The sequence below is a fragment of the Mesorhizobium huakuii genome (assembly GCF_030160235.1).
Taxonomy (GTDB): Bacteria; Pseudomonadota; Alphaproteobacteria; order Rhizobiales; family Rhizobiaceae; genus Mesorhizobium; species Mesorhizobium huakuii.
Map to the genome: position 1 here is coordinate 222237 of NZ_BSNY01000053.1, position 22269 is coordinate 244505.

General features: G+C 60.5%; 23 protein-coding genes and 1 tRNA gene. 5 read left to right on the plus strand and 19 right to left on the minus strand.

The genetic code is table 11. The features are described 5' to 3' along the window. Nucleotides 1-61: 61 nt before the first annotated feature. The 7 genes from QQK95_RS27680 to QQK95_RS27710 form a co-directional block, all read right to left on the minus strand. Nucleotides 62-1120: an NAD-dependent epimerase/dehydratase family protein gene (locus QQK95_RS27680; protein ID WP_284277586.1), complete on the minus strand. Its 1059-nt coding sequence runs from the start codon at nt 1118-1120 to the stop codon at nt 62-64. A gap of 31 nt (nt 1121-1151) precedes the next feature. Continuing rightward, nucleotides 1152-2030 carry a dTDP-4-dehydrorhamnose reductase gene (gene rfbD / locus QQK95_RS27685; RefSeq protein ID WP_284277587.1) on the minus strand — a complete coding sequence of 293 codons (879 nt, stop codon included), beginning with the start codon at nt 2028-2030 and terminating at the stop codon, nt 1152-1154. After that, nucleotides 2027-3097: a dTDP-glucose 4,6-dehydratase gene (gene rfbB, locus QQK95_RS27690; protein ID WP_284277588.1), complete on the minus strand. Its 1071-nt coding sequence runs from the start codon at nt 3095-3097 to the stop codon at nt 2027-2029. The genes rfbD and rfbB overlap by 4 nt, the downstream gene beginning before the upstream one ends. 19 nt (nt 3098-3116) lie before the next feature. Then, nucleotides 3117-3668, minus strand: coding sequence for a dTDP-4-dehydrorhamnose 3,5-epimerase (gene rfbC / locus QQK95_RS27695; protein ID WP_284277589.1), 552 nt, complete (start codon nt 3666-3668; stop codon nt 3117-3119). 3 nt (nt 3669-3671) lie between these two features. Further along, complete coding sequence (rfbA, locus tag QQK95_RS27700) at nt 3672-4553, minus strand: glucose-1-phosphate thymidylyltransferase RfbA (protein WP_284277590.1); 882 nt, start codon at nt 4551-4553, stop codon at nt 3672-3674. A 134-nt stretch (nt 4554-4687) separates the two neighbouring features. Further along, entirely contained in the window at nt 4688-5707 is a 1020-nt protein-coding gene (locus QQK95_RS27705) for an NAD-dependent epimerase (RefSeq protein ID WP_284277591.1), read from the minus strand. 64 nt (nt 5708-5771) lie between these two features. Next, nucleotides 5772-6362, minus strand: a complete 591-nt coding sequence (locus tag QQK95_RS27710) for a biotin transporter BioY (RefSeq protein ID WP_284277592.1) — start codon at nt 6360-6362, stop codon at nt 5772-5774. Nucleotides 6363-6476: 114 nt separating this feature from the next. On the opposite strand from QQK95_RS27710, the gene QQK95_RS27715 reads away from it, so the two are divergent. Beyond that, on the plus strand, nt 6477-7385 hold the full coding sequence (locus tag QQK95_RS27715; RefSeq protein WP_284277593.1) for an MBL fold metallo-hydrolase: 909 nt from the start codon (nt 6477-6479) through the stop codon (nt 7383-7385). A gap of 56 nt (nt 7386-7441) precedes the next feature. Here QQK95_RS27715 and QQK95_RS27720 read toward each other — a convergent pair whose 3' ends face one another. Beyond that, complete coding sequence (locus QQK95_RS27720; protein ID WP_284277594.1) at nt 7442-8227, minus strand: DUF1499 domain-containing protein; 786 nt, start codon at nt 8225-8227, stop codon at nt 7442-7444. A gap of 80 nt (nt 8228-8307) precedes the next feature. Continuing rightward, entirely contained in the window at nt 8308-9936 is a 1629-nt protein-coding gene (locus QQK95_RS27725; protein WP_284277595.1) for a fatty-acid--CoA ligase, read from the minus strand. Nucleotides 9937-10255: 319 nt separating this feature from the next. Here QQK95_RS27725 and QQK95_RS27730 point away from each other — a divergent pair, with 319 nt between their 5' ends. Both QQK95_RS27730 and QQK95_RS27735 read left to right on the plus strand, forming a co-directional pair. Next, nucleotides 10256-10612 (plus strand): hypothetical protein, encoded by a 357-nt coding sequence (locus tag QQK95_RS27730; RefSeq protein WP_284277596.1) that lies wholly within the window; start codon nt 10256-10258, stop codon nt 10610-10612. 131 nt (nt 10613-10743) lie between these two features. Next, entirely contained in the window at nt 10744-11133 is a 390-nt protein-coding gene (locus QQK95_RS27735; RefSeq protein ID WP_284277597.1) for a DUF427 domain-containing protein, read from the plus strand. A 164-nt stretch (nt 11134-11297) separates the two neighbouring features. On the opposite strand, the gene QQK95_RS27740 is transcribed toward QQK95_RS27735, so the two are convergent. Both QQK95_RS27740 and ppdK read right to left on the minus strand, forming a co-directional pair. After that, nucleotides 11298-12038, minus strand: a complete 741-nt coding sequence (locus QQK95_RS27740; RefSeq protein WP_284277598.1) for a polysaccharide deacetylase family protein — start codon at nt 12036-12038, stop codon at nt 11298-11300. 248 nt (nt 12039-12286) lie between these two features. Further along, nucleotides 12287-14965: a pyruvate, phosphate dikinase gene (ppdK, locus tag QQK95_RS27745; protein ID WP_284277599.1), complete on the minus strand. Its 2679-nt coding sequence runs from the start codon at nt 14963-14965 to the stop codon at nt 12287-12289. Between the two features lie 225 nt (nt 14966-15190). Between ppdK and QQK95_RS27750 the strand changes: the two genes are divergently transcribed. Together QQK95_RS27750 and QQK95_RS27755 are read left to right on the plus strand one after the other, a co-directional pair. Next, entirely contained in the window at nt 15191-15535 is a 345-nt protein-coding gene (locus tag QQK95_RS27750) for a VOC family protein (RefSeq protein ID WP_032929385.1), read from the plus strand. 128 nt (nt 15536-15663) lie between these two features. After that, nucleotides 15664-15738, plus strand: a tRNA-Gln gene (locus QQK95_RS27755). A gap of 125 nt (nt 15739-15863) precedes the next feature. Here the strand turns inward: QQK95_RS27755 and QQK95_RS27760 are convergent. The 8 genes from QQK95_RS27760 to QQK95_RS27795 all read right to left on the minus strand — a co-directional run bounded on the left by QQK95_RS27760 (nt 15864) and on the right by QQK95_RS27795 (nt 22263). Continuing rightward, a complete protein-coding gene (locus QQK95_RS27760) occupies nt 15864-16343 on the minus strand; it encodes a hypothetical protein (protein WP_284277600.1) in 480 nt (159 codons plus the stop codon). Nucleotides 16344-16383: 40 nt separating this feature from the next. After that, complete coding sequence (locus QQK95_RS27765; RefSeq protein ID WP_284277601.1) at nt 16384-17019, minus strand: hypothetical protein; 636 nt, start codon at nt 17017-17019, stop codon at nt 16384-16386. A gap of 193 nt (nt 17020-17212) precedes the next feature. After that, nucleotides 17213-17587: a DUF6232 family protein gene (locus QQK95_RS27770; protein ID WP_284277602.1), complete on the minus strand. Its 375-nt coding sequence runs from the start codon at nt 17585-17587 to the stop codon at nt 17213-17215. Nucleotides 17588-17996: 409 nt separating this feature from the next. Next, nucleotides 17997-18215 (minus strand): hypothetical protein, encoded by a 219-nt coding sequence (locus QQK95_RS27775; protein WP_284277603.1) that lies wholly within the window; start codon nt 18213-18215, stop codon nt 17997-17999. After that, nucleotides 18212-18394 carry a hypothetical protein gene (locus tag QQK95_RS27780; RefSeq protein WP_284277604.1) on the minus strand — a complete coding sequence of 61 codons (183 nt, stop codon included), beginning with the start codon at nt 18392-18394 and terminating at the stop codon, nt 18212-18214. Before QQK95_RS27780 ends, QQK95_RS27775 begins: the two co-directional genes overlap by 4 nt. A 151-nt stretch (nt 18395-18545) precedes the next feature. After that, the gene (locus QQK95_RS27785; RefSeq protein ID WP_284277605.1) at nt 18546-18707 is read right to left on the minus strand and encodes a hypothetical protein; all 162 of its coding nucleotides are present in this window, start codon (nt 18705-18707) and stop codon (nt 18546-18548) included. A gap of 108 nt (nt 18708-18815) precedes the next feature. Then, the gene (locus tag QQK95_RS27790) at nt 18816-19787 is read right to left on the minus strand and encodes a hypothetical protein (protein ID WP_284277607.1); all 972 of its coding nucleotides are present in this window, start codon (nt 19785-19787) and stop codon (nt 18816-18818) included. Between the two features lie 451 nt (nt 19788-20238). Beyond that, nucleotides 20239-22263, minus strand: a complete 2025-nt coding sequence (locus tag QQK95_RS27795) for a hypothetical protein (protein ID WP_284277608.1) — start codon at nt 22261-22263, stop codon at nt 20239-20241. Between the last annotated feature and the right edge of the window lie 6 nt (nt 22264-22269).

The following is a 22269-nucleotide window of genomic DNA, read 5'->3' on the forward strand; positions in this document are numbered from 1 at the left end:
ACCACGTCTCCCGCTAGAGCCTGTAGGCCGCAACATATTTCCCTGTCACGATGCCATAGCTCTAGCCGAGCCGTGAATCGATCCACCCTGAAAGTTCGCCGATACCTCGCTCTACATCATGCAACGGGCGCCATTCCAATTCGCGCACCGTCCTGTCAATGTTGGCGACAGCGCAGCGTACATCACCGTTGCGGAACATGCCGTTGACGTGCGGCTCCGGCGCCCCGTACCGCTTCGCGATGATTTTCGCCAGATCAAGGACAGTGGTCTTGAAGCCCGTGCCGACATCATAGGCGAGCGATTGCGACAGATTTGTTGTCGTGGCCTTGTCGATCGCCGAGGCGACATCGTCGATGAACACAAAATCCCTTCCGATGTCACCATCTTCATAGATTGGAATGCTCTGGCCTTCCTTGGCCATCCTGATGAACAGCGACACAATTCCCGTGTAGCTGTTCGTCAAGGACTGGCCGGGGCCATATACGTTCTGAAGACGAAGTACGTTGACGGCTGTTCCGAATGACAGGGCCCAGGCCCGCAATATCTGTTCCTGGGTCAGCTTGGTTGCACCGTAGATACTGGTCGGATTCGGTATCGTTTTTTCCGCGTCCATCGGCAAAGGTTCAAGACCGGGGAAATCCCACTCCGCGCGCTCGAGCTGCTGCTTCGATCTCTGCCCCGGATAGGTTGCCTCGCCGGTATCCCTGGATCGCCATGCCCCTTCTCCGTAGACGGCGCGGCTTGAGGCCAGGACAAAACGCTCCGGAACGTGCGACACCGTCGCGAAGACATCCAACATGCGGGTTGTGCCGAGGACATTTGCCATCGCGTGGCGGGAGGCCTCGGTGAGCGACTGTCCCGTGCCTGTTTCAGCCGCAAGATGCACGACAACTTCGGGTCGGGCCATTTCCAATGCCCGCGTCCAGGTGGAAGCCTCGGTCACATCGGCAATGATAAGTTCAACGCGCGGATCAAGTTCGGCGGGACGCTTCCGCTCCGCGTGAATCTGCGGATGCAAACTATCGATGACGATTACGCGGCCGAAACGGTCCGCCAATTTGGAGGACAGTGCACAGCCAATGAATCCGGCTCCGCCAGTCACCACACATGTTTTCGACATTCAAGCAGTATCCGTGTTCATCGGTCGCTTCTCATGAAAGCCGGCGCACCACGGCTTCCGTCGATTGCTGCCAGTCCGGCGCCGTCCAGCCGAAAACGGAGGCGAATTTCGCGGTCGAAAGCCGCGAATTGGCGGGGCGGCGTGCCTTGGTTGGATAGTCCATCGTGGCAATGTCGCGTACCCGCGCCCAAGGACCATCAAGGGCCTGGCTTGTGTCGAGGATGTGACGAGCAAAGCCGCTCCAGTTGGTCTCGCCCGTGCCGGCCAGATGATAGGTGCCGAACGCACCAAAGCTCTTGTCGCCATGCAGCATCGCCGCCGCATGCAGGATGGCGTCGGCGATATCGAGCGCGCATGTGGGATTTCCCCATTGATCGGCCACCACAGAAATCTCGTCGCGGTCGGCGGCCAGCCGCAGCATGGTTTTGACGAAATTCCTGCCGAACGGGCTGTAGACCCAGGCCGTGCGCAGGATCAGGTGGCGCGGCCCGGCAGCGGCCACCGCCTGTTCGCCGGCGAGCTTGGAAGCGCCGTAGACGCCCAGGGGTGCCGTTACATCGGTTTCGACATAAGCGCCGGGAGCACTGCCGTCGAAGACATAGTCGGTCGAAAGATGAATGACGGGAACGCCGAGCCGCGCGGCGGCCTCGGCCACCTTGCCGGCGCCGGCCGCATTGACCGCAAAGGCGAGATCAGGCTCATCCTCGGCCTGGTCCACGGCCGTGTAAGCGGCGGCCGACACGACGACATCCGGCTTGGTCGCGGCGATGGCGTCGATGACGGTCTCCGGTCTTGCCAGGTCGAGCTGCGGACGGCCGATGGCGACGACCTCCACATCCGCGTGCGCATGGCCGACTTCCAGCAGGCTAGCCGCGACCTGGCCGTCGCGTCCGGTAACGGTGAGCCTCACGCGCCCACCTTGCGGGCTTCGCCCAGTCTTTCGCCGGCATAGCGCTGCTCCCGGATCGGCCCCCACCACCATTTGTTGTCGAGGAACCAGTCCACGGTTCTGGCCAGGCCGCTGTCGAAATTCTCGCTCGGCGCCCAGCCAAGCTCGCGGCTGATCTTGGAGGCATCGATGGCGTAGCGGCGGTCGTGGCCGGGGCGGTCGGTGACGAAGGAGATCAGCTCGCGATAGCGCTTGCCGCCGGCCCGGGGGCGCCTGATGTCGAGCAGGTCGCAGATCGTCTCGACGACGGCAAGGTTGGTGCGTTCCGAATTGCCGCCGACATTGTAGCTCTCGCCCGGCGTGCCCTTGGTGGCGACCAGTTCCAGGGCTCGGGCGTGATCCTCGACGAACAGCCAGTCGCGCACATTGGCGCCGGCGCCGTAGACCGGCAGCGGTTTTTCGTCGAGCGCGTTGAGGATGACAAGCGGGATCAGTTTTTCGGGGAAATGATAGGGGCCGTAATTGTTCGAACAGTTGGAGAGCACCACCGGCAGGCCGTAGGTCTCGTGCCAGGCCCGCACCAGATGGTCCGAGGCGGCCTTCGAGGCCGAATAGGGAGAGGACGGCGCGTAGGGCGTCTCCTCGACGAACATGCCGCCGTCGAAGGGCAGGTCACCGAACACCTCGTCGGTGGAGACATGATGGAAGCGGAAGCGGCTCTTCCTGTCGTCGGCAAGGCCGCGCCAGTATTCGAGCGCCGCATTAAGGATCTTGTAGGTGCCGACGATGTTGGTCTCGATGAAGGCGCCGGGTCCGTCGATCGAGCGGTCGACATGGCTCTCGGCAGCAAGGTTCATGACGATGTCGATATCGTCACGGCGCAGCAGATCGAGCACCGCCCTCTCGTCGCATATATCGGCCTGGGCGAAGCGATAATTATGCGCGTTCTCGATTTGCCGCAGCGAGGCCAGGTTGCCGGCATAGGTGAGCTTGTCGAGATTGGTCACCCGGTATGCCGGATTGGCGCACAGATGCCGGCACACCGCCGAACCGATGAAGCCAGCCCCGCCTGTCACCAGAAAATTCATGCCGCTATCCTCATGCCCATCAGGCAAACACTTCGGCCTCGGCGAGCATCGGCGCCTTGAGGTCCTTGTCCGAAAGCTGGAACCCGCCAGCCACTGAAGGCCATTCGATGCCGATAGCGGGATCGTCGAAGCGGACAGACCGATCGTGCTCGGGCGAATAGGTGTCGGTAACCTTGTAGAGAACCTCGGTGTCGGGCACGAGCGTCACAAAGCCATGCGCGAAACCCTTTGGCACCAATATCTGGTTGCCCTTTTCAGCCGAAATCTCGCAGGCGACCCATCTCCCAAAGGTTTTCGAACCACGGCGGATATCGACGGCGACGTCGAGGATACTGCCGCGGATGACGCGCAGCAGCTTGTCCTGGGCTCGCGGCACGAGTTGGTAGTGAAGCCCTCGCAAGACGCCTGCCGCCGCGGAATAGGAGTGGTTGTCCTGCACGAAAACCAAGTCAATGCCTGCCTGCGAAAACCGCTCGGCATTGTAGGTTTCCATGAAGAAGCCACGTGCATCGCCATGCCGCTTCGGAATGATTTCCAGCACGCCATCGATGCCGAGAGACCTGATCTCCAAAACTCAGCCCTCCGACAGATCGGCGACGCGCCGCCGCAGATAGGCGGCATATTCATTTTTGCCCAACCGGGTTGCGCGTTGCAGGACTTGCTCTGCCGTCAGCCACCCCTGCTCGAAGGCGATCTCCTCGGGGCAAGCGACCTTGATGCCCTGCCGATGTTCGATCGTGCGTACGAAGGAAGAGGCTTCGTGCAAACTGTCATGCGTGCCGGTGTCGAGCCAGGCATAGCCGCGGCCCAAACGGTGCACGTGCAGCTTGCCGCGTTCGAGATAGACATTGTTGACCGCCGTGATCTCGAGCTCGCCGCGCGCCGAGGGGCGGATCGTCGGAGCGATGTCGACGACCTCATTGTCGTAGAAATAGAGACCGGTGACAGCCCAGTTCGACTTCGGCTTCTGCGGCTTCTCCTCGATCGTCAGCGCGGTTCCGGTCGCCTTGTCGAAGGACACAACGCCATAACGCTCGGGATCCTCGACATGGTAGGCGAACACCGAAGCACCCGCGTCGCGCGCAGCGGCGGCGCGGCAAAGCTGCGACAGGCCATCACCGAAATAGATGTTGTCGCCAAGGATCATCGAGACGCTGTCCTTGCCGATGAAATCCCGGCCGATAATGAAAGCTTCCGCAAGACCATTGGGATGCGGCTGCTCGGCGTAGGAGAATGCCAGCCCGAACTCCGATCCGTCGCCGAGTAAATCACGAAAGGCCGGCAGATCACGCGGTGTCGAAACAATCAGGATTTCACGGATTCCCGCGAGCATCAGTACGCTCAGCGGATAATAAATCATCGGCTTGTCGTATATCGGAAGGATTTGCTTAGAGACTGCTAATGTCAGTGGATAAAGACGCGTTCCACTGCCTCCAGCAAGGATAATTCCTTTCAAGAAGCTCTCCTTGACATGCCTTAGCCCCCCGGCCCTGACCGACCGTGCTTAGGTTTCATTCAATGGCTTGTCAATGCGGCACGCGACGCAGGAGAGGCCCGGTTTCGCACGCCAGGACATGACCTTAGCCACCCCTACCCAAAATACGCCTGGTACCACTCAACGAACCGCCCTACCCCGTCTGACACGGACGTGCCGGGGCGGTAGCCAACAGCCTCCTGCAGCGCGGTGGTGTCGGCGAAAGTGTCGGGCACGTCGCCGGCCTGCAGCGGCAAGAGTTCGATGATGGCCTTGCGGCCAAGCGCGCTTTCCAGCGCCTCGACATAGGCGGTCAGCTTCACCGGATTGTTATTGCCGATGTTGAAGATGCGCCAGGGTGCGCTGCTCGTTGCCGGATCCGGGTGGCCGGAGTCCCAGGCGGGATTGCCCGCGGCAGGATTGTCGCTGGTTCGGATCACGCCTTCGGCGATGTCGTCGATATAGGTGAAGTCGCGCGTGTGATTGCCGTTGTTGAAGAGCTTGATGGGCTCGCCGGCCAGGATGCTCCTGGTGAACAGGAACAGCGCCATGTCGGGACGCCCCCAGGGGCCGTACACGGTAAAGAACCGCAGCCCGGTGGTCGGCAGCCCGAACAGATGGCTGTAGCTGTGCGCCATCAGCTCGTTGGCACGCTTGGTCGCGGCATAGAACTGCAGCGGATGATCGGCCGGGCGATGCTCGGAAAACGGCATGTCGGTGTTGGCGCCGTAAACACTCGAGGTGCTGGCATAGGTCAGGTGGGCTATGCCGCCGTTGCGGCAGGCCTCCAGCATGTTGGTGAAAGCGACGATGTTGCTTTCGACATAGGCGCGCGGGTTTTCCAGGCTATAGCGCACCCCGGCCTGGGCGGCGAGATGGATCACCCGGTCGAAGTCGTGGTCGGCAAAGCAGCCGTCCACGATTTCCCTGTCGGCGAGATTGCCGTGGATGAAATGATAGCCGGCATTGGTGCCGCGGCTCGCCTCGGCCAGCAGCCGCAGCCGCGCCTGCTTGATCCGCGGGTCATAATAGTCGTTGACGCTATCGATGCCGACAACCTCGTCGCCACGCTCCAGAAGCCGCCTGGCGACATGATAGCCTATGAAGCCGGCGGCGCCGGTGACCAGAACCTTCATCGGAAGTGCCCTTCCTCAGGAATGGACCCCGGACGTCTGTTGCGCGCCAAGCTTCCTGCAGACCTCAGGAGCGCTTCAGCAGCGACCAGACGGCCGGCACAAGGCTTGCCGCCAGCGCAACCTTGATCAGGTCGCCGACGATGAACGGCACGACGCCGAACTGCCAGGACTTTTCCGGACCGATGAGCAGCGCCAGCCAGGCAAAGCCCATCGCCATCATCACCACTTCGGCAACCAGCATAGCGTTGAAAAGCTTGATCGGGTGGCGATCCCAGCCGCGATCAGCGGCCCAGCCGACAATCGCCGCCATGACCACGAAGCCGGCAAGGTAGCCGCCGGTCGAGCCGAGCATGTAGGCAATGCCGATGCCCTTTTCCGGAGTGCCCTGGAAGACCGGGAAGCCCATCGCGCCCTCCGCCATGTAGAGCAGCAGCGTGGCGACGCCGAGGCGCAGGCCGAAGGCCGCGGCGATCAGCAAGACGGCGAGCGTCTGCATCGATATGTCGACAGGCCCCAGCACAACCTTCGTCTTGGCCGACAGGGTCAGCAGCAGCGTTCCGGCGATCGCCAGCAAAAACTGTGTTGCCAGTCGAGCCGCGCCTTCCTGCGGCAAAGCCAGAAAAACAAGCGGGCGCATCGTCGTTGCAGTTGCCATGGTCTTCCCCAATCCGATCTAGCGCGACCCGATGATCGCGGTCCTGCGTTTTCCTATATTGGCTTGCGTGCTATGCGGCAATCGGTTTTGCCGTTCCGGGAACAATGTGCCGACATGGCTCTCAAATTCGATACCAGCTTCGATCCGCACTACGGCCAGGGCGTGAACGTCGGCCCGGACGTGCAGCGCGTCACCGTCCGGAACCCCAGCCCCTTCACCTTTCATGGCACCAATAGCTATGTCGTCGGGCGTGACACGCTGGCGGTGATCGATCCCGGGCCGGATGACGAGGCGCATCTTCAGACCTTGCTCGGCGTGATCGCCGGCAGGCCGGTCAGCCATATTTTCGTCAGCCACACGCATCGCGACCATTCCCCGCTGGCGGCCCGACTGAAGGAGAGCACCGGCGCCGTGGTGATGGCGGAAGGGCCGCACCGGCCGGCGAGGCCATTGCATACCGGCGAGACCAATGCGCTCGACGCCAGCGCCGACACCGCCTTCATTCCCGACATCGCACTGCCGGACGGCGCGTTGGTCGCCGGCGACGGCTGGTCGATCCGTACGGTTCTGACCCCCGGCCACACCGCCAATCATGCGGTGTTCGCGCTGGAAGGAACCGGCATCCTGTTTTCGGCCGATCATGTCATGGCGTGGGCGACGTCCATCGTGGCACCTCCGGACGGGGCGATGGCCGACTACATGGCATCGCTGGACCGCCTGATCGAGCGCGACGACCGCCTGCTGCTGCCTGGGCACGGCGGACCGGTGACGAGGCCGCGCGCTTTCATGCGGGGATTGAAGACGCATCGCAAGATGCGCGAGCGGGCCATATTGGAGCGGGTCAGGGCCGGCGACCGGACGGTTCCCGACATGGTCAAGGCGATCTATCGCGACACCGATCCGCGGCTGCATGGTGCCGCGGGACTGTCAGTGCTTGCCCATCTCGAGGACCTTGTGGCGCGCGGCATGGTATCGACAGATGCCGCCCCCGCCATCGACGGCATTTTCATGCCGGCGCGATAGGCCGGTCTGGCCCGGGTTCCTGCCCTCCCCTCAGGCGTGGTTTCGCAGGGAAATGCCTATTCGGCCGGAGCCGCTCCGACCTGGCCGGCGACTTCCTGATCCAGCTCCGCCAGGAAATCGGTGATGCGCGCGGCATTGTCGCCAAGGTCGTAGCGGCCGTAACGCGAGGCCGACCGCATGTCGACGATCACGCTATCGCCGTCATCCGTCACACGGATCGCCACGTCCGCCGGCAGGCCGAGCACGAAGCCCTTGGCGACAGCGGTGATGGTCACGTCGCTTTGCCCGGCTAGGTCGGGATAGGGTTCGGAAAGATCCCAGTTGCGACGGTCGAGCACGGTTTCGACGGCATTGACGATGGTTTCGAATGGCAGGTCGTAGCTGCGCGCGGTGACCAGCGGATAGCTGTCGGCCTGCAGCCTCTGTTCGCCTGGCGTCGACGGGGACAGCACATTCATGTCCTTTGTCCGCTCGCTGACGTCGAGCGCGGGCGGCTCGTCGAAGTCGGTCGAGATGTCCCGGAGCGGCGGATAGATAGTCGCCCAGTAGGCGGCAACGCCATAGGGGACCAGCACCAGCAGTGCCAGCAAGGCGCCGATGGTCAGGTCGCGGCCGCCGCGATCGCCGAATTTCCACAGTCTCGAAAAGGCAAAGGCGGCGAATAGCAGCGCCAGCGCCGCGAGCAGCGCAACGATGCCAAGCACCCACAGGAACACCGGCGTTTCGACGAGATCGAAGCGGTGGCCGACGAAGTCGGTCAGCAAAAGCACCGCTGAAAATGCGGCCGTGCGCCGCGACCAGCCGGCAGCCTTCGACGTTCGCCGTTCGGGAATGCTAACCATTGTTCTCTGTGTCGCCCCAGCCCGGACGGAGGTTTAGTGCCTTTTCGCGGCGGCTTGAAGCCGAAACACGCAACATCCACTCAATCCGTCGGCAAGCGATAGTCCCTGAACTGGTGGCGCAAGGTGATCTTCTGGATCTTGCCGGTGGCGGTATGCGGTATTTCACCGACGAATGCGACATCGTCGGGCATCCACCACTTGGCCACCTTGCCATCCATGAAGCCGAGAATATCCGCCTTGGTCGGCTCCTTGCCCGGCTTGGCAACGACGACCAGCAAGGGCCGCTCGCCCCATTTCGAATGATGGACGCCGATGGCCGCAGCTTCCGCCACGTCCGGGTGGCCGACGGCCAGATTCTCGAGGTCGATGGTGGAAATCCATTCGCCGCCGGATTTGATGACGTCCTTGGCCCGATCGGTGATCTGCATGTAGCCGCCGGCGTCGATGTGAGCGACGTCTCCGGTATCGAACCAGCCGTCCTCGTCGAATTGCTCCGCCCCGGCGCCACCATAATAGGCACGAGCGACGGCAGGGCCGCGCACTTTCAGGCGGCCGAAGGTCTTGCCGTCCCAGGGTTGCGCATTGTTCTCGTCGTCAGTCACCTTCATTTCGACGCCGAAGGGCGGGTAGCCCTGCTTCTGCTTGACATCGAGCCGAGCCTCGCCCTGGAGACCGGCATATTCCGGCTTCAGGGTGCACAGCGTGCCAAGCGGCGACATTTCAGTCATCCCCCAGGCGTGGATGACCTCGACACCGTAATTATCCTGGAACTTCGTCATGATCGCGCGCGGGCAGGCAGAACCTCCGATGACGACCTTGTTGAGATAGGGAAGCTTCTTGCCGGTCTCCTCCAGATATTGCAGCAGCATCATCCAGACGGTCGGCACGGCGGCGCTGAAGGTCACCTTCTCGGTGTCGAGCAATTCATAGATCGAGGCGCCGTCCATCTTGCAGCCGGGCATGACCAGCTTGGCGCCGATCATCGGGCCGCTCTGGCCAAGGCCCCAGGCATTGGCATGGAACATCGGCACAACCGGCAGGATCGTGTCGCGCGACGACAGGCCCATCGCGTCGGGCATGGCGGCGATCATGGCGTGCAGCACGTTCGAGCGGTGGCTGTAGACGACGCCCTTGGGATCGCCTGTGGTGCCCGATGTATAGCACATGCCGGCGGCGGTGCCTTCGTCGAAGGTCTTCCAGGCGAAGTCGCCATCGACCTCGTCGAGCCAGTCCTCATAGGCGACAGCATTGGGCAAGGTCGTCTGCGGCATGTGCGCCTTGTCGGTCAGCACGATCACCTTCTTCAACGATTTGACGGCGCCGGCGATCTTCTCCAGCAGCGGTATGAAGGTGAGGTCGACGAAGACCGCTCTGTCCTCGGCGTGGTTCATGATCCAGACGATCTGCTCGGGAAACAGGCGCGGATTGAGCGTGTGATAGATCGCGCCGACGCCCATGATGCCGTACCAGGCCTCGAGGTGGCGCGCCGTGTTCCAGGCCAAAGTGGCGATGCGGTCGCCCAACCCATAGCCATCCCGCTCCAGCCGCTGGGCGACCTTGAGGGAACGACGATGGAGGTCGGCATAAGTGGTGCGCTCGATCGGCCCCTCGATCGAGCGCGACACGATCTCGCGCACCCCATGCTGCCGTTCCGCGTTGTCGATAAGCTTGTGGCACAGCAGCGGCCATTCCTGCATCAGCCCCAGCATCCGGTTCCTCCTCCCTCGCGCATTTTGCGTCGTAGCTTTGGCTCATTGTGAAGCGAACCGGCGGATTGTCCAGTCACCCGCTTGCGTGGGCCGCGAATTTCAGGGTCCGTGCCGCGGCGGCAAGCGGTTGAATTCTGGCGTGTTTTGGATTTTGGACTGCTGGCATTCGTGCCAGCGAGATGGCAGGAGGGTCAAAACCACAGTGGCGAGAGTGTCCTACCCCACGAAATGACGGGAAAATCCGCCACAATCCGGCCATCGTCGGCGTTAAGCTTCGTTAACGGGCAAAGGGGGCGATTGGCGACTGAAAGAGGTTCGCATGGACGCGCAGCTCGACGACAAGGCCCTTGAGAGTACACTTGCCGAAAGCCTGGCCGATCTGGTGCCGGACGAAAAGACTGTTTCCGAAGACGAATTTGTTGAAGTTGTCGGCGGCGCGCTCGAAGCGGTCGGCGGCACGCTGCTGTTCAAGATGTGTGTCCAGAACGAAGGGGAAGGCCAGCACGTCGCGGCCGCATCCGTCGGCGCTGGAGGCAATCGCCAGTTCCTGCTTCTCACCTTGCCGACCGGCGGCGGCTCGCTGAAAGTCGAGACCGTTTCCAGAAGCAGCAACCCGGTTGCCGGCATCGCGGCCGCTTATGCCGGACTGATGGACGCATTCAAGACCGCCGCCTGAGCCACGGCTGCCACTCGAAGCGCTGCAGCGCCACGCCTTGGTGATTGGCGCGCCTGTTTTCGTGATACGAACCCACCTTGCGCGACAGCTGTGCCCGCCACACTTTGAGGGGCCACGCAAGGAGAACCAGCATGGACAAGATCGCCAACCCGGCACCCGGCTTCCAGCGCAACCCCGACAAGATCATCACCATCGAGCCCTATGTCGGCACCGTCACGGTGCGCGCCGGCGATACGGTCATCGCGTCGTCCACGAAGGCCAAGGTGCTGAGCGAAGCGCCCTATTCCCCTGCCTTCTACATTCCGTTCGCCGACATCGATTTCGACAAGCTGAGCGGCACCGAACACTCGACCCATTGCCCCTACAAGGGCGACGCCAGCTATTGGAGCGTGCTGCCTGCCGGCGAAACCGGTCAGAATGCGATGTGGGCTTACAAGCGGCCTTTCGACGAGATGACCGAAATCCGCGACCACGGCGCATTCTACGCCAGCAAGGTCACGATCGAAGCAAAGCCGGGCTGAGCACTCCGGCTTGAATGCATTCAGGGTGCATTGAGATTCAGGTCAGGCCGAGTCGAAAATGGCTGATACCGAGAACCGGAGCGGAGCGTACTTTCGTACGTGAGCGCCGGAAGCGCAGGTGTCAGTCATTTGCAGGCCGGCATCACCTGAATATCAATGCACCCTCAGTCGGTGGTGCCGTGATTGCCTGTGCCGTCGGCATCGTCGAGACGTACGAAGGTCATGCCTTTGGCTTTCAGCGCCAGCAGGCCCTGCACCACGCCCTCGCCGGCGGCATGGGTCGGCTGGTTGATGTGTGAGATGATAACGTCGCCGTCCTTGGCAGCGGCGATGCGCTTGGCGGTTTCCTTGGCGCCGAGCAGCGAACCGCCATCGCCATTGATCGAGAAGCCGGCAATCTTGAAACCGAGCTTGCGGATCATCGCGATCGCCGAGGGGCTGTATTCGGCGGTGGCGCCGCGGAACCATTTCGGCGCCGGCTCGCCGGTCCTGGCAAGCGCCGCGGCACCCGACTCGACTTCGGCCAGCACGGCATCCGGGCTGCCGGCGCTCTTTATGCCATAGATCTTCTGCGGCGTGTCGACCGCCGGAATGTGGCGGCCGCCATGATTTTCCAGTTCGAAAAGGTCCGGATGCGCCCGCATGATCTCGACGGCCGCGGCATTTCGTTTCAGCCAGATTCCGGTGACGAAAATGGTGGCGGGGATCTTGTTTTCCACCAAGGCCGAGAGAATGCGCGTGTCGGTTTGTCCGTCGCAGGCATCGAGCGTGAGCGCAACGCGGCCGGCTCCGCTTGCCGCGGGCTTGATGTGCAGCGTGGGCTCGACCAGCGTCGCGGCATGGGCGCTGGATACAGCCACCAACGACATGGCGATCAGGCAGAGATGTCTTTGCAGCAGACGCATCAAACCGAATTCCTGATTGGCGATTTCAAGCCGGCATCCAAAGACCCGCATGAAGGCGGAAATCGGACGATGGATAGCAGAAAAATGCATGGCGCGGCAATTTGACTGCCCTGGTGCACGCACCATCCGGCAGCCTGACGAGCCGTTGCCCTTCAGACAGCGCGTTCCCGCTTCATCGCAGTGCGACTATGCAATGGCTTCAGCACGTTCGCGTGAGCTTTCGCACAAAGCCGTAGGCTTTGATCTCCCTATCCGCGCCCCGCTTTCGCCACCTGTATTGCGGCTTGCGCGGCCGCCAACCTGGCGATCGGCACGCGATAGGGCGAGCACGACACATAATCGAGCCCGACCTCCTCGCAGAAGCGGATCGATGCCGGGTCGCCGCCATGCTCGCCGCAGATGCCGAGCTTGATCTCCGGCCGCGTCGCCCTGCCCTTTTGCGCGGCCATGCGCACCAGTTCGCCGACGCCGTCGATGTCGAGCGAGACGAATGGATCCTGCTCGATGATGCCTTTCTGGCGGTAGGTCTCCAGGAACGAGGCCGCATCGTCGCGCGAGATGCCGAACGTGGTCTGGGTGAGGTCGTTGGTGCCGAAAGAGAAGAACTCGGCTGACTGGGCGATGACATGGGCGCGGATCGCCGCGCGCGGCAGTTCGATCATCGTGCCGGTGAGGTAATCGATCTTGACGCCGCTCTCTTCCATGACGCTCTTGGCAACCGCATCGATGCGCGCCTTGACATAGTCGAGTTCCTTGACCAGGCCGACCAGCGGCACCATGATCTCGGGAACGACCAGCGCGCCGGCCTTCTGGCCGGCCTCGACGGCGGCCTCGAAAATGGCGCGCGCCTGCATCTCGGCGATCTCGGGATAGGAGACGGCCAGCCGGCAGCCGCGATGGCCGAGCATCGGATTGAATTCGTGCAAGGCCTCGGTGCGCTGCCTGAGCCTGTCTGGCGATACATTCATGACAGCCGCGACCTCGGCGATTTCGGCCTCGGTCTTGGGCAGGAATTCATGCAGCGGCGGATCGAGCAGGCGGATCGTCACTGGCAGGCCGGCCATGATCTCGAACAGTTCCAGGAAGTCCGAGCGCTGCATGGGCAGGAGCTTGGCAAGCGCGATACGCCGGTCCTTTTCGGTATCGGCCAGGATCATCTCGCGCATGGCGACGATACGGTCGCCGTCGAAGAACATGTGCTCGGTACGGCAAAGCCCGATGCCTTCGGCGCCGAAGGAGCGCGCCATGCGGGCATCGAGCGGCGTTTCGGCGTTGGTGCGCACCTTCATGCGGCGCACCGCATCGGCCCATTCCATGATGGCGGCGAAATCGCCCGACAGTTCCGGCTGCAACATCGCCACGGCGCCCTTGAGCACCTGGCCGTTGCCGCCGTCGATGGTGATGATGTCGCCCTTGCGGAACGTCTGTCCCATCGAGAGCAGCGTGCCGGCCTTGTAGTCGACGCGCAGCGACCCGGCGCCGGACACGCAAGGCTTGCCCATGCCGCGCGCCACGACGGCGGCATGGCTGGTCATTCCGCCGCGCGTGGTCAGGATGCCTTCCGCGGCATGCATGCCGTGGATGTCCTCGGGGCTGGTCTCGATGCGCACCAGGATCGCCTTGCGGCCTTGCGCCTTCAGATCCTCGGCATCGCCGGAGGAAAAGACGATCTCGCCGGTGGCGGCACCGGGCGACGCCGGCAGGCCGACGCCGATGACATCGCGCGCGGCTTTCGGATCGATGGTCGGGTGCAGCAATTGGTCGAGCGATGCGGGGTCGATGCGGGCGACGGCTTCCTCTTTCGTGATCAGGCCGTCCCTTGCCATCTCGACGGCAATCTTCAGCGCCGCCTTGGCGGTGCGCTTGCCGGAGCGGGTCTGCAACATCCACAACTTGCCGCGCTCGATGGTGAACTCGAGGTCCTGCATGTCGCGATAGTGCTTTTCCAGGCTGTCGGAGATGGTGACGAAGGACTGGAAGGCGTCTGGCATCAGCTTCTGCAGCGACGGCTTGTCGGAACCGGCGGCGATGCGGGCGGCCTCGGTGATGTTCTGCGGCGTGCGGATGCCGGCGACGACATCCTCCCCCTGAGCGTTGACCAGGAACTCGCCATAGAGCTGCTTTTCGCCGGTCGAAGGGTTGCGGGTGAAGGCAACGCCGGTGGCCGAGGTCTCGCCCATATTGCCGAACACCATGGCCTGGACGTTGACCGCCGTGCCCCAGCTTTCGGGAATGTCGTGCAGGCGGCGGTAGGTAATGGCGCGGTTATTCATCCAACTCGAGAACACCGCGCCGATGGCGCCCCAGAGTTGCTCCTGCGGATCCTGCGGGAACGGCCTGCCGAGTTCTTCCTCGACCTTGGCCTTGTAGAGCGCGATCACCCCTTGCCATTCGATGGCCGTCAATTCGGTATCGAGCTCATGGCCGAGGCTGGCCTTCTGGTCTTCGAGGATTTCCTCGAACACCTCGTGATCGAGGCCCATGACGACGTCGGAATACATCTGAATGAAGCGGCGGTAGCTGTCATAGGCAAAGCGCGCATCGCCGGAATCGGTGGCCAGCGCCTCGACCGTCTCGTCGTTGAGGCCAAGATTGAGCACGGTGTCCATCATTCCCGGCATCGAGGCGCGAGCCCCGGAGCGCACCGACACCAGCAGCAGCTTCGAGGGATCGCCGAAACGGCGGCCAGTCAGCCGGCCGATGTGATCGAGCGCGACCGCGACGTCGGCTTCCAACCCCGCCGGATAGGCGCGGCCATTGGCATAGTAGGCATTGCAGACCTCGGTGGTGATGGTGAAGCCTGGCGGCACCGGCAGGCCCAGGCTGCACATCTCTGCCAGGTTGGCACCCTTGCCGCCCAGCAGATTCTTGTCGCCGGCACGGCCTTCCGCCGCACCATCGCCAAAGGTGAAAACCCATTTGGTCATGCTTTGCTCTCCGGTTGCAGGAGATTGGAAAGATTGGCGAAACGGAAAGTTCCACCCTGGTCCGACTTTGGAGCGATATGATGCTGCAGTGCGAAAGGCAAGCGCCGGCAGAGCCGTCCCGCCGCTACAATCGATTAAGAAAAAGCCTCGCTTGGGCATGCGGCAAAAAGACTTGCCACCTCACGACTTGACGACTAGAACATAAAGGGAACAACGAGGTGCCCCATGAAACTGACCGGAAAACTCGACTATCTGGAAATGCCGGCGACCGGCGGCACGCTGGACCGGTTGAAGGCTTTCTACAGTGCCGCCTTTGCCTGGTCGTTCACCGACTACGGGCCGACCTATTCGGCCTTTGCCGAGGGCCTGGATGGCGGTTTCCAGGCCGATGCCGCGGAAGCACCGGCCAAGCCGCTGCCCGTGCTCTATAGCGACGACCTCGAGGAAACCCTCGGCGCCGTCGAAAGTGCGGGCGGCACGATCATCAAGCCGATCTTCCCGTTCCCCGGCGGCCGGCGCTTCCACTTCGTCGATCCGGCCGGCAATGAGCTGGCTGTCTGGGGTCAATAGCCCGCCCGAAAAGGATCCGATGGCATTTGTGGATTGCTCGATTTGGGCATTCCTGCCATCGCTCATAAGCATTGTGCTTTTCGGCTGCTCTGCTAATAACGCGCCGCACAAGCGACTCTGACGGCTATTGGGGCGTCGCCAAGTGGTAAGGCATCGGTTTTTGGTACCGACATTCCCAGGTTCGAATCCTGGCGCCCCAGCCATCATAAAATAACGCAATAAAATCAACTATTTACAGCTATTTCTATTTTTTGGTGTGACGTGTTCTAGGTCACCTTTTTAGGTTTCGACGCCTAGTTGTGGCACCAAGTTTTTGTGACTGCAACACCTACGGAACCGCCCCAATCAATTGGAAAATAAAGCCTGTGACAATCAAGAAGATACCAACGCCAATTGGAGGCCGATATTCCCGTGGTCGCCGTTGGTGCTCTGCCAGCTTCATTTCGAGTTTCGATATAGCCACGTATCGAGAGTCGACAGTCTCGAGCTTCCCAAGCGCACTTATCGGTTGCGAGAGCTGAAGTGAGGCTAGCAAAATCGACGCACGCGAATTTGTGCCGAAGTGATCTAGCATAGTCGCGTCGTCATAACCCGCCCGCACGATGCCTTTAGTGTCGGCCTCGGTCCGCCGGTCTATCAAACCCTGATAGGCAGCAAGATCGATGCGAGCCCGAGCAAGTGCCTTTCCGGCCTTATAGAGCCGAAACTCCGGAATTAAATCCCAAGCCAGAATCGCTACGCCTGTCATATCTGCCGACAAACCCGAGACGGACCACCAGCCGGATGCCATACCAAAGAGCGCGGTCAAGAGGCGATCTCTCCTTCGTCAGGCCGTAGAAGCCGTTAAATCAAAACCATTTATCTATGTATGGTCGCAAAGCTGTCGTAAGCACCAAGACAATGACGGCTGTAACAGCCGATGCTACAATCTGGGACCAATGACGACCCAGCCAATTTTCACCCCCCTTATATCTAACTGATTTTCTCCAATTGTCTAGATACCAGTATCTTGCCAATATTATTAAAGAAATCGCTCCCGGAATACAGGACAATATGTATGTCTTGTTCAAATCATAGTGCATAAATGATCCGAATACGATAATTATAACGCCCAATGTGAATGTTAATCCATAAGCCTTACCGGATATATCCGCAAATCTATCCTCAATACCTTTTTCTTTCTCCAGGTGGGACTTTAATGAAAGCGCCTTTTCATACATTCCATCTTTAGGAAGAACACTGGATATTGTTGTCCCCCAAGAGCTGAACGACAGCGCAACACCGTCACAAATTACTCTCGGGTTTCCAACAATAAGGGCTTTATTTGCAGCGATGTCATCAACATTCTCAAACTCAAGATTGTCATTTTTCGCTTTTATTTCTTTGAATCCGATAGAAGACAATATCGAAATCAACGTATCTATGTCGATAGTGATACGCCCAATTGAAAATTGGACGAATTCTTTACTAATATCTTTTACCATCGATCTACCCCTCGCCCCTCATGCTTCCGCAGTCTACCAACCACAAAGAATCAGTTACGCCTCTTTACGGTAGAATATACACGCCCAGCGACCAGGGCGACATCGGACGCGGTGCGACCCGCGCCCCTTGCATGCGCCATGAGGAGACTGACGAAGAGCCGCGCAGACTTGCTGGCGTTAACTTCGAAGCGACTCAGCCACGCTGAACGATGGATTCGTTGAGCGCAGAGACAACGCTTGTGATGAGCTGCCCATCCGTGCTCTCCAACGCCTTGGTTTCACCGGAAGACGTCGCCAGCAGCACCGAATAGGATGCCTTTTGCTTAACCAGAGCCAAAATAGCGATAGCAGTAAGTATACCGCCCACCATCAACGGGCCAGCGGTGCCGTGTCCGGCGAACAGTATTACAACCCCAACGACCGCCAAAACAATAAGACCGCCACGCTGCGGCTTCTTTTCGAATGACTTGACCGACGTTATTCCGCTCATCGCATATGTCTGGCTTCCCACCATAAAGCGCGATTTAGTAACACTCACGTTATCTTTCTTATAGATAAACTCTTCCATATTTGTCGCCCCCACTGCTGCATAAAAAATCGAACAACCGAGCCAGTCCGGTTGAAATCATGTTATTGATCTCCCGACGCGAATATGTAAAGATCAAAGGGACGTAAATAGGCTGAGCCACGAATAAAACGTGGCTTACTGGGCGACTCGTCATCGCGGGCAATGTGCGAAGCCTCACCTTGCTATCACCCTTCACTTCAACCGGACGTGCACCCTGAGCTTTATCAGCTCGCGGGAGCGCTGTCGTTGATAGGATGATGGCCATGTGGTCCAAAACGACCGTGACCGTTCTCGTTAAAATAAACTTGGCAGCTTGCCTCTTCGGCATCGCGGCTATTCTGAAGATTCTCATCTAATAGCGAAGGGCGCGGTGCGATCCGCGCCCTTCGCATGAGATGTCCGTGGCCGGTCAATCGTTCCGATATCCGAAGTCAGACGCTAGCTGTTCCAAGCGCTTAAGCCGACGACGAGCATTGTCGAGGTCGCGCCTCTTCCTTTCAGAGACAACTATGCCGGACTCGATACCCCAAATCTCACTGACGATTTCAGCTTCAAAGACGTCAAGCACGCGGCCTTGATCAGTGATGCCGATTTTTTCGATTTGAGCGGCTGTCGGAACGCGGCTCATGACAACCGCCTAACGACCTGTATCTCACGAAATGTCGGTTCTGTCAGTTCGCGCTTCATGCGAGCTTCAGTAATCGATCCATCGATCAACTGAGAGGGTTTGTCGAACCCCTTTGCGAGAAGTTCGGCAACCGCCGTGCTGGAAAGGCCAGATGTCGGATATTCAAGTATCTTGGTCATTGCTTCCTCCAAATAATACGAGACGTTCGCCGGAGCTTTGGCTCCGGTTCGTATCTCGTCATTGCTGCGGGGAATACCTATCAGTCACATGTGATGATGGATCACAACAGGATTTTGGCGGTTTTTTATGACCTTGCGTTAGATCAAAGGCTTAGCGTTTCCGAGGCTTCACGCTCGCCGGCCATATCTCGGCGGCCATAAGCGCCTCGACCATCTGGTAGGGCTCGCGCTTGCCGCTGAAGGGGCAAGGTTCGATCGCGGCGAGCGCCTGGGTGAGCCGGGTGTGCGTGTCGTTGTCGACGTAGGTGTCCATGTCATGTCCTCCGTTGCGTGATTGCGAGCGCAACATGAGTCATACCGGCCCGGTCGTCAACATATATTATTCAATGTTTTCATATAGTTAGATAAGTCATCGGTGACTTTACACGACCGAAACGTTCTTCAGGAGCGACAAAACCTGCCCACGTCGGGCGGTATAGAGCGAGCTGGCAGCGCTGCGCACCGCATTCGTCGAAGCAAACCAGTCACCATTGATCGGGCGCTTCATGTTCTTGAACCGCCCTCGATAAGGCACGACGCCAGACAAGACAGACAGCCCGCGAACGTAGTGACTCCAACCCACATTCGGGGCCGGACGGGTGTGAGCCTGAAACTGGCGAGCCTCTTCCCACTCGCCACCGGCGATGCGTAGTGCTTTGCGGACACACAGCGAGTCACTGGACGCGATCTGTAGCTCGCCGTGACAATGTAGCCTTCGCGGCTGCCCCTCCTGTGTGAGCTCCACAGCGAACCAGAAATCGATAGGCCTTCCAAGGGCGAGCTTAAGCTGGCGATCAATTCGCCTGGACAACCATTTGACGGCCGACCGCTTGGTTCGGGCTAACCGGTCTATGTCGGGAGAGAGATTCAACGTAAACGAGTGAACGGGTCCGGTATGGCGTAACGAGTGGTGAAACCATTCGAGCGTCGACAGGTCGCTTAGATCACGCCAGACAGCCGGCACGTCGTGAGCGGCTAAGCCTGTGTAGACGCTGAAGGACTGCCAGAAGCGTTCGTGGCAGGCGGCGTCTTTAGGAGAGAGGCTTTCGCGGACGTAGGGTGTAGGGGTAGCGGTGGAAGGACTAGAGGTGGCGGTTGGCGTTGAAGGGCTGGGAAGGGGTAACAGCACTGTAACTGAAGTCGCCCCGTCTTCCTCCAGTTCCTCAAGGGCGTCGAGCCCTTGGAACACATGACGAAAGGCAGCATCGCGGTAAGGCGATTTCAGGTGCTTCAGGTTTCCCTTTTTGTCACCACGCCCGTTTGTCAGCGTGATCACGATAGGAACATTTTCCTCTGTGATCAGGTGTCTGGCGACAGGCGTTGCCGGTAGTCCGGAGTCGATTTCAGGCGGCATGGGAGAGGTGTTACCTTCGATGATTGGGTTGCGGCTGGCGGGGCCGGCGATCGGAGCTGATGACGAGGCGAATGTGGGCGACACCAGTTAGGTGCCGCCCGATTCCGCCAAGAACCGCAATCATTCGAGTGCAATTACAGTATAGCAGAATTTCAGCGGTGACGGCGAGAAAAGCGGCCTTCCCTGAGTCAAATGGCCTATTCCGCGTTGAACTCGCGAACCACATTTGGCTGTGATACGAGAACGCCAACTTGCCAAGCCTCGATTTTAACTCGATGCCCGTCCGCCGCGTCCCGGGCGGCTTCTCTTTCAGCTTCTTCTAAGGCGGGACTGGCAAAAGAATGTCGCCAATCCTCATCGTTGCGAATGACGAAGTATAGCACTTGCGCACCCCCATGTTGAACCCAACGGTCCGAATCTAGCACGGGCGCACTCAAGCAATCGTGTCTCGCTAGCGCCCTCGATTGTTGGCGAGATTGCCGGGACGTTGCGCCCGTCGTAGCTCATCTGAAATCAGGCCTCTCAGGCTGCTTTCCATTTGACGGCCCATCTTTTTCGCAAGGTCATCGTTCTGTGCGGGAGTGCCGGCGCTTCCGTTCACGGTAATCGGTGCTGAAATCGCAATCTGCGCCCCGGGCCGATTGTCGTTACCGGCGAACACAGGCGCGCCACCTACGAGCCCACCGTCGGCGAAGCCCGGAAGGCGGTTGTCGTTCACGGCTTCAAGCAGCGCCCGGTTGCGGGCGGTGGCGCGGGCGTTGACGACGAACTCGCCATCGCTAAGCCTAGCCGGAATGCTGTCTGACGTTGAAGTGCCGGGACCACGGACATGCCCTCCCCCTGCGAGGCGCATGCCGGCCCAAGGGTCACTCTTCACAAGCCCGCCACCGCTGAAGCCGAACAGCGACCCCACAAGTCCCATAATGCCGCCGCCGCCGGTCGTGCTGAAAAGCGAATTCAAGGCAATGTCGATAAGCTTGTCCTCGATCTTGCCAAGGGCATTGAAGAGCATATCAGACGCCGACGTGCCGGCGCGTAAGTCAGAAATGAAGCCGCCGAGAACGTCGCGGCCTAGGCTGGATATTTCCTGTGCCGTCGCGCGGGTCTTGTCCTGGCTGTCGGCTAGCTTCTGCGCCTCTGTAGAGGCACTGGCGTAGGACCGGGCGATCGCGTCGATAGATGCCGCCAGTTCGGGCGTGATGGTCTTGCCCGCCTGTTGTGCGGCGTTGAGAAGCTCTTGCTTCGTTCGGGCGAAGGCGAGCGCATCGCCGTAGTCATCGACCAGCGGATTGAGACCAGCTTGCGCAGTCGTCTCGGCGCGCATGAGCGCGATGCGCCGTTGCGTCTGCGCCAGCTCGCGCTCGAAACCGTCTTGCGCTGGAGCCTTGGCCTTTGAACCGCCACCCTTTTCGGTCGTCTCGCCGGGAATGATGGTCGCCCGGTTCACGGCGTTGCCGTATCGAGCCTTCAGGTGCTCGACAATCTTGTCGTCGGCCTTGGCGATCTCGCCGCCGAATGCTTGTGAAATGCGAACGTCGATCGCGTCAGGCTTGTCGCTCTTGCCTGGTCCCGTAAGCACGTCACCCGGCTTGCCGACCAGCGAGCCCGCTAAGTCGCCCATCTCGGCCGCCTGGCGGTTTTTCAGGAAGTCCTGCATACGGCCGTTGAGTTGGTCCATACCCTCCAGCGCCGACAGGATGGCCGACTGTGAGCTAACCGCGAACCGGTGCCACGCCGCGTCCCATCGGTCGCCCATCTCTTCAGCACGTCGCAATAGCTGCTCATCGATGACGCCACCGGCATCTTCGGCGGCTTTCTTCATATTGAGGATGCCTCTCGCGCCGTCGTTCAAACCGACGAGCATTGCGCCGCCACCACGGCCGAACGCCTCAGTGACGAGTAGCATCTTCTCTTGTTCGGAGGCGGCATTGCGGATCAGTTCGGCGTAGCTGGCGAGCAGTTGCTCCGACGTTCTAATCTGCCCGTTGGCGTCGCGGATCGCGATACCGTTCGCCTTCAAGATGTTGGCGAGCGTGCCGCCTTTGGTCGCCGCCTCGCCGATGCGCTTCGAAAACTGCTCCATGCCGGTTTCGAATTCCGACTGCTCAACACCAGCCTGTGCAAAGCCGAAGCCTAGTTCCTGGAGAGCGGTTGTCGAAAGGCCGATACGGTCGGCCGTGTCGACCAAATGCGAAGCCATGTCGATCGTGTCGAGCGCCTTGTTGAAGAGCGCAAGCGGTGCAAGTGCTGCCGTTGCGGCAGCGCCCGCGCCCAAGAACATGCCGGCCAAGCCGCCCTTCAGCCCGCCGCCGATGTTCGCAAACGTCGCGTCCAGGCGCGACGTCATCGTCTTGGCGCGCACCTCGATCTTGTCGAAATCCGACACGGCAGAAATGCGGGCGCGCTCAAAGCTTCGCCGGAAATCGCTATCTCGGGCAATGAGGTCAACGGCTAGAATTTGGTCGTCTGCTGCCATGGTCGG

Coding starts and splice junctions, on each gene's coding strand:
- QQK95_RS27740 (WP_284277598.1), bottom strand. CDS start 12,038: ATGCGTCTGCTGCAAAGACATCTCTGCCTGATCGCCATGTCGTTGGTG.
- QQK95_RS27780 (WP_284277604.1), bottom strand. CDS start 18,394: ATGACCAAGATACTTGAATATCCGACATCTGGCCTTTCCAGCACGGCG.
- QQK95_RS27710 (WP_284277592.1), bottom strand. CDS start 6,362: ATGGCAACTGCAACGACGATGCGCCCGCTTGTTTTTCTGGCTTTGCCG.
- rfbB (WP_284277588.1), bottom strand. CDS start 3,097: ATGAATTTTCTGGTGACAGGCGGGGCTGGCTTCATCGGTTCGGCGGTG.
- QQK95_RS27705 (WP_284277591.1), bottom strand. CDS start 5,707: ATGAAGGTTCTGGTCACCGGCGCCGCCGGCTTCATAGGCTATCATGTC.
- QQK95_RS27750 (WP_032929385.1), top strand. CDS start 15,191: ATGAAACTGACCGGAAAACTCGACTATCTGGAAATGCCGGCGACCGGC.
- QQK95_RS27715 (WP_284277593.1), top strand. CDS start 6,477: ATGGCTCTCAAATTCGATACCAGCTTCGATCCGCACTACGGCCAGGGC.
- QQK95_RS27795 (WP_284277608.1), bottom strand. CDS start 22,263: ATGGCAGCAGACGACCAAATTCTAGCCGTTGACCTCATTGCCCGAGAT.
- QQK95_RS27735 (WP_284277597.1), top strand. CDS start 10,744: ATGGACAAGATCGCCAACCCGGCACCCGGCTTCCAGCGCAACCCCGAC.
- QQK95_RS27765 (WP_284277601.1), bottom strand. CDS start 17,019: ATGGTAAAAGATATTAGTAAAGAATTCGTCCAATTTTCAATTGGGCGT.
- QQK95_RS27680 (WP_284277586.1), bottom strand. CDS start 1,120: ATGTCGAAAACATGTGTGGTGACTGGCGGAGCCGGATTCATTGGCTGT.
- QQK95_RS27775 (WP_284277603.1), bottom strand. CDS start 18,215: ATGAGCCGCGTTCCGACAGCCGCTCAAATCGAAAAAATCGGCATCACT.
- QQK95_RS27720 (WP_284277594.1), bottom strand. CDS start 8,227: ATGGTTAGCATTCCCGAACGGCGAACGTCGAAGGCTGCCGGCTGGTCG.
- QQK95_RS27730 (WP_284277596.1), top strand. CDS start 10,256: ATGGACGCGCAGCTCGACGACAAGGCCCTTGAGAGTACACTTGCCGAA.
- QQK95_RS27790 (WP_284277607.1), bottom strand. CDS start 19,787: ATGCCGCCTGAAATCGACTCCGGACTACCGGCAACGCCTGTCGCCAGA.
- QQK95_RS27725 (WP_284277595.1), bottom strand. CDS start 9,936: ATGCTGGGGCTGATGCAGGAATGGCCGCTGCTGTGCCACAAGCTTATC.
- QQK95_RS27785 (WP_284277605.1), bottom strand. CDS start 18,707: ATGGACACCTACGTCGACAACGACACGCACACCCGGCTCACCCAGGCG.
- QQK95_RS27770 (WP_284277602.1), bottom strand. CDS start 17,587: ATGGAAGAGTTTATCTATAAGAAAGATAACGTGAGTGTTACTAAATCG.
- ppdK (WP_284277599.1), bottom strand. CDS start 14,965: ATGACCAAATGGGTTTTCACCTTTGGCGATGGTGCGGCGGAAGGCCGT.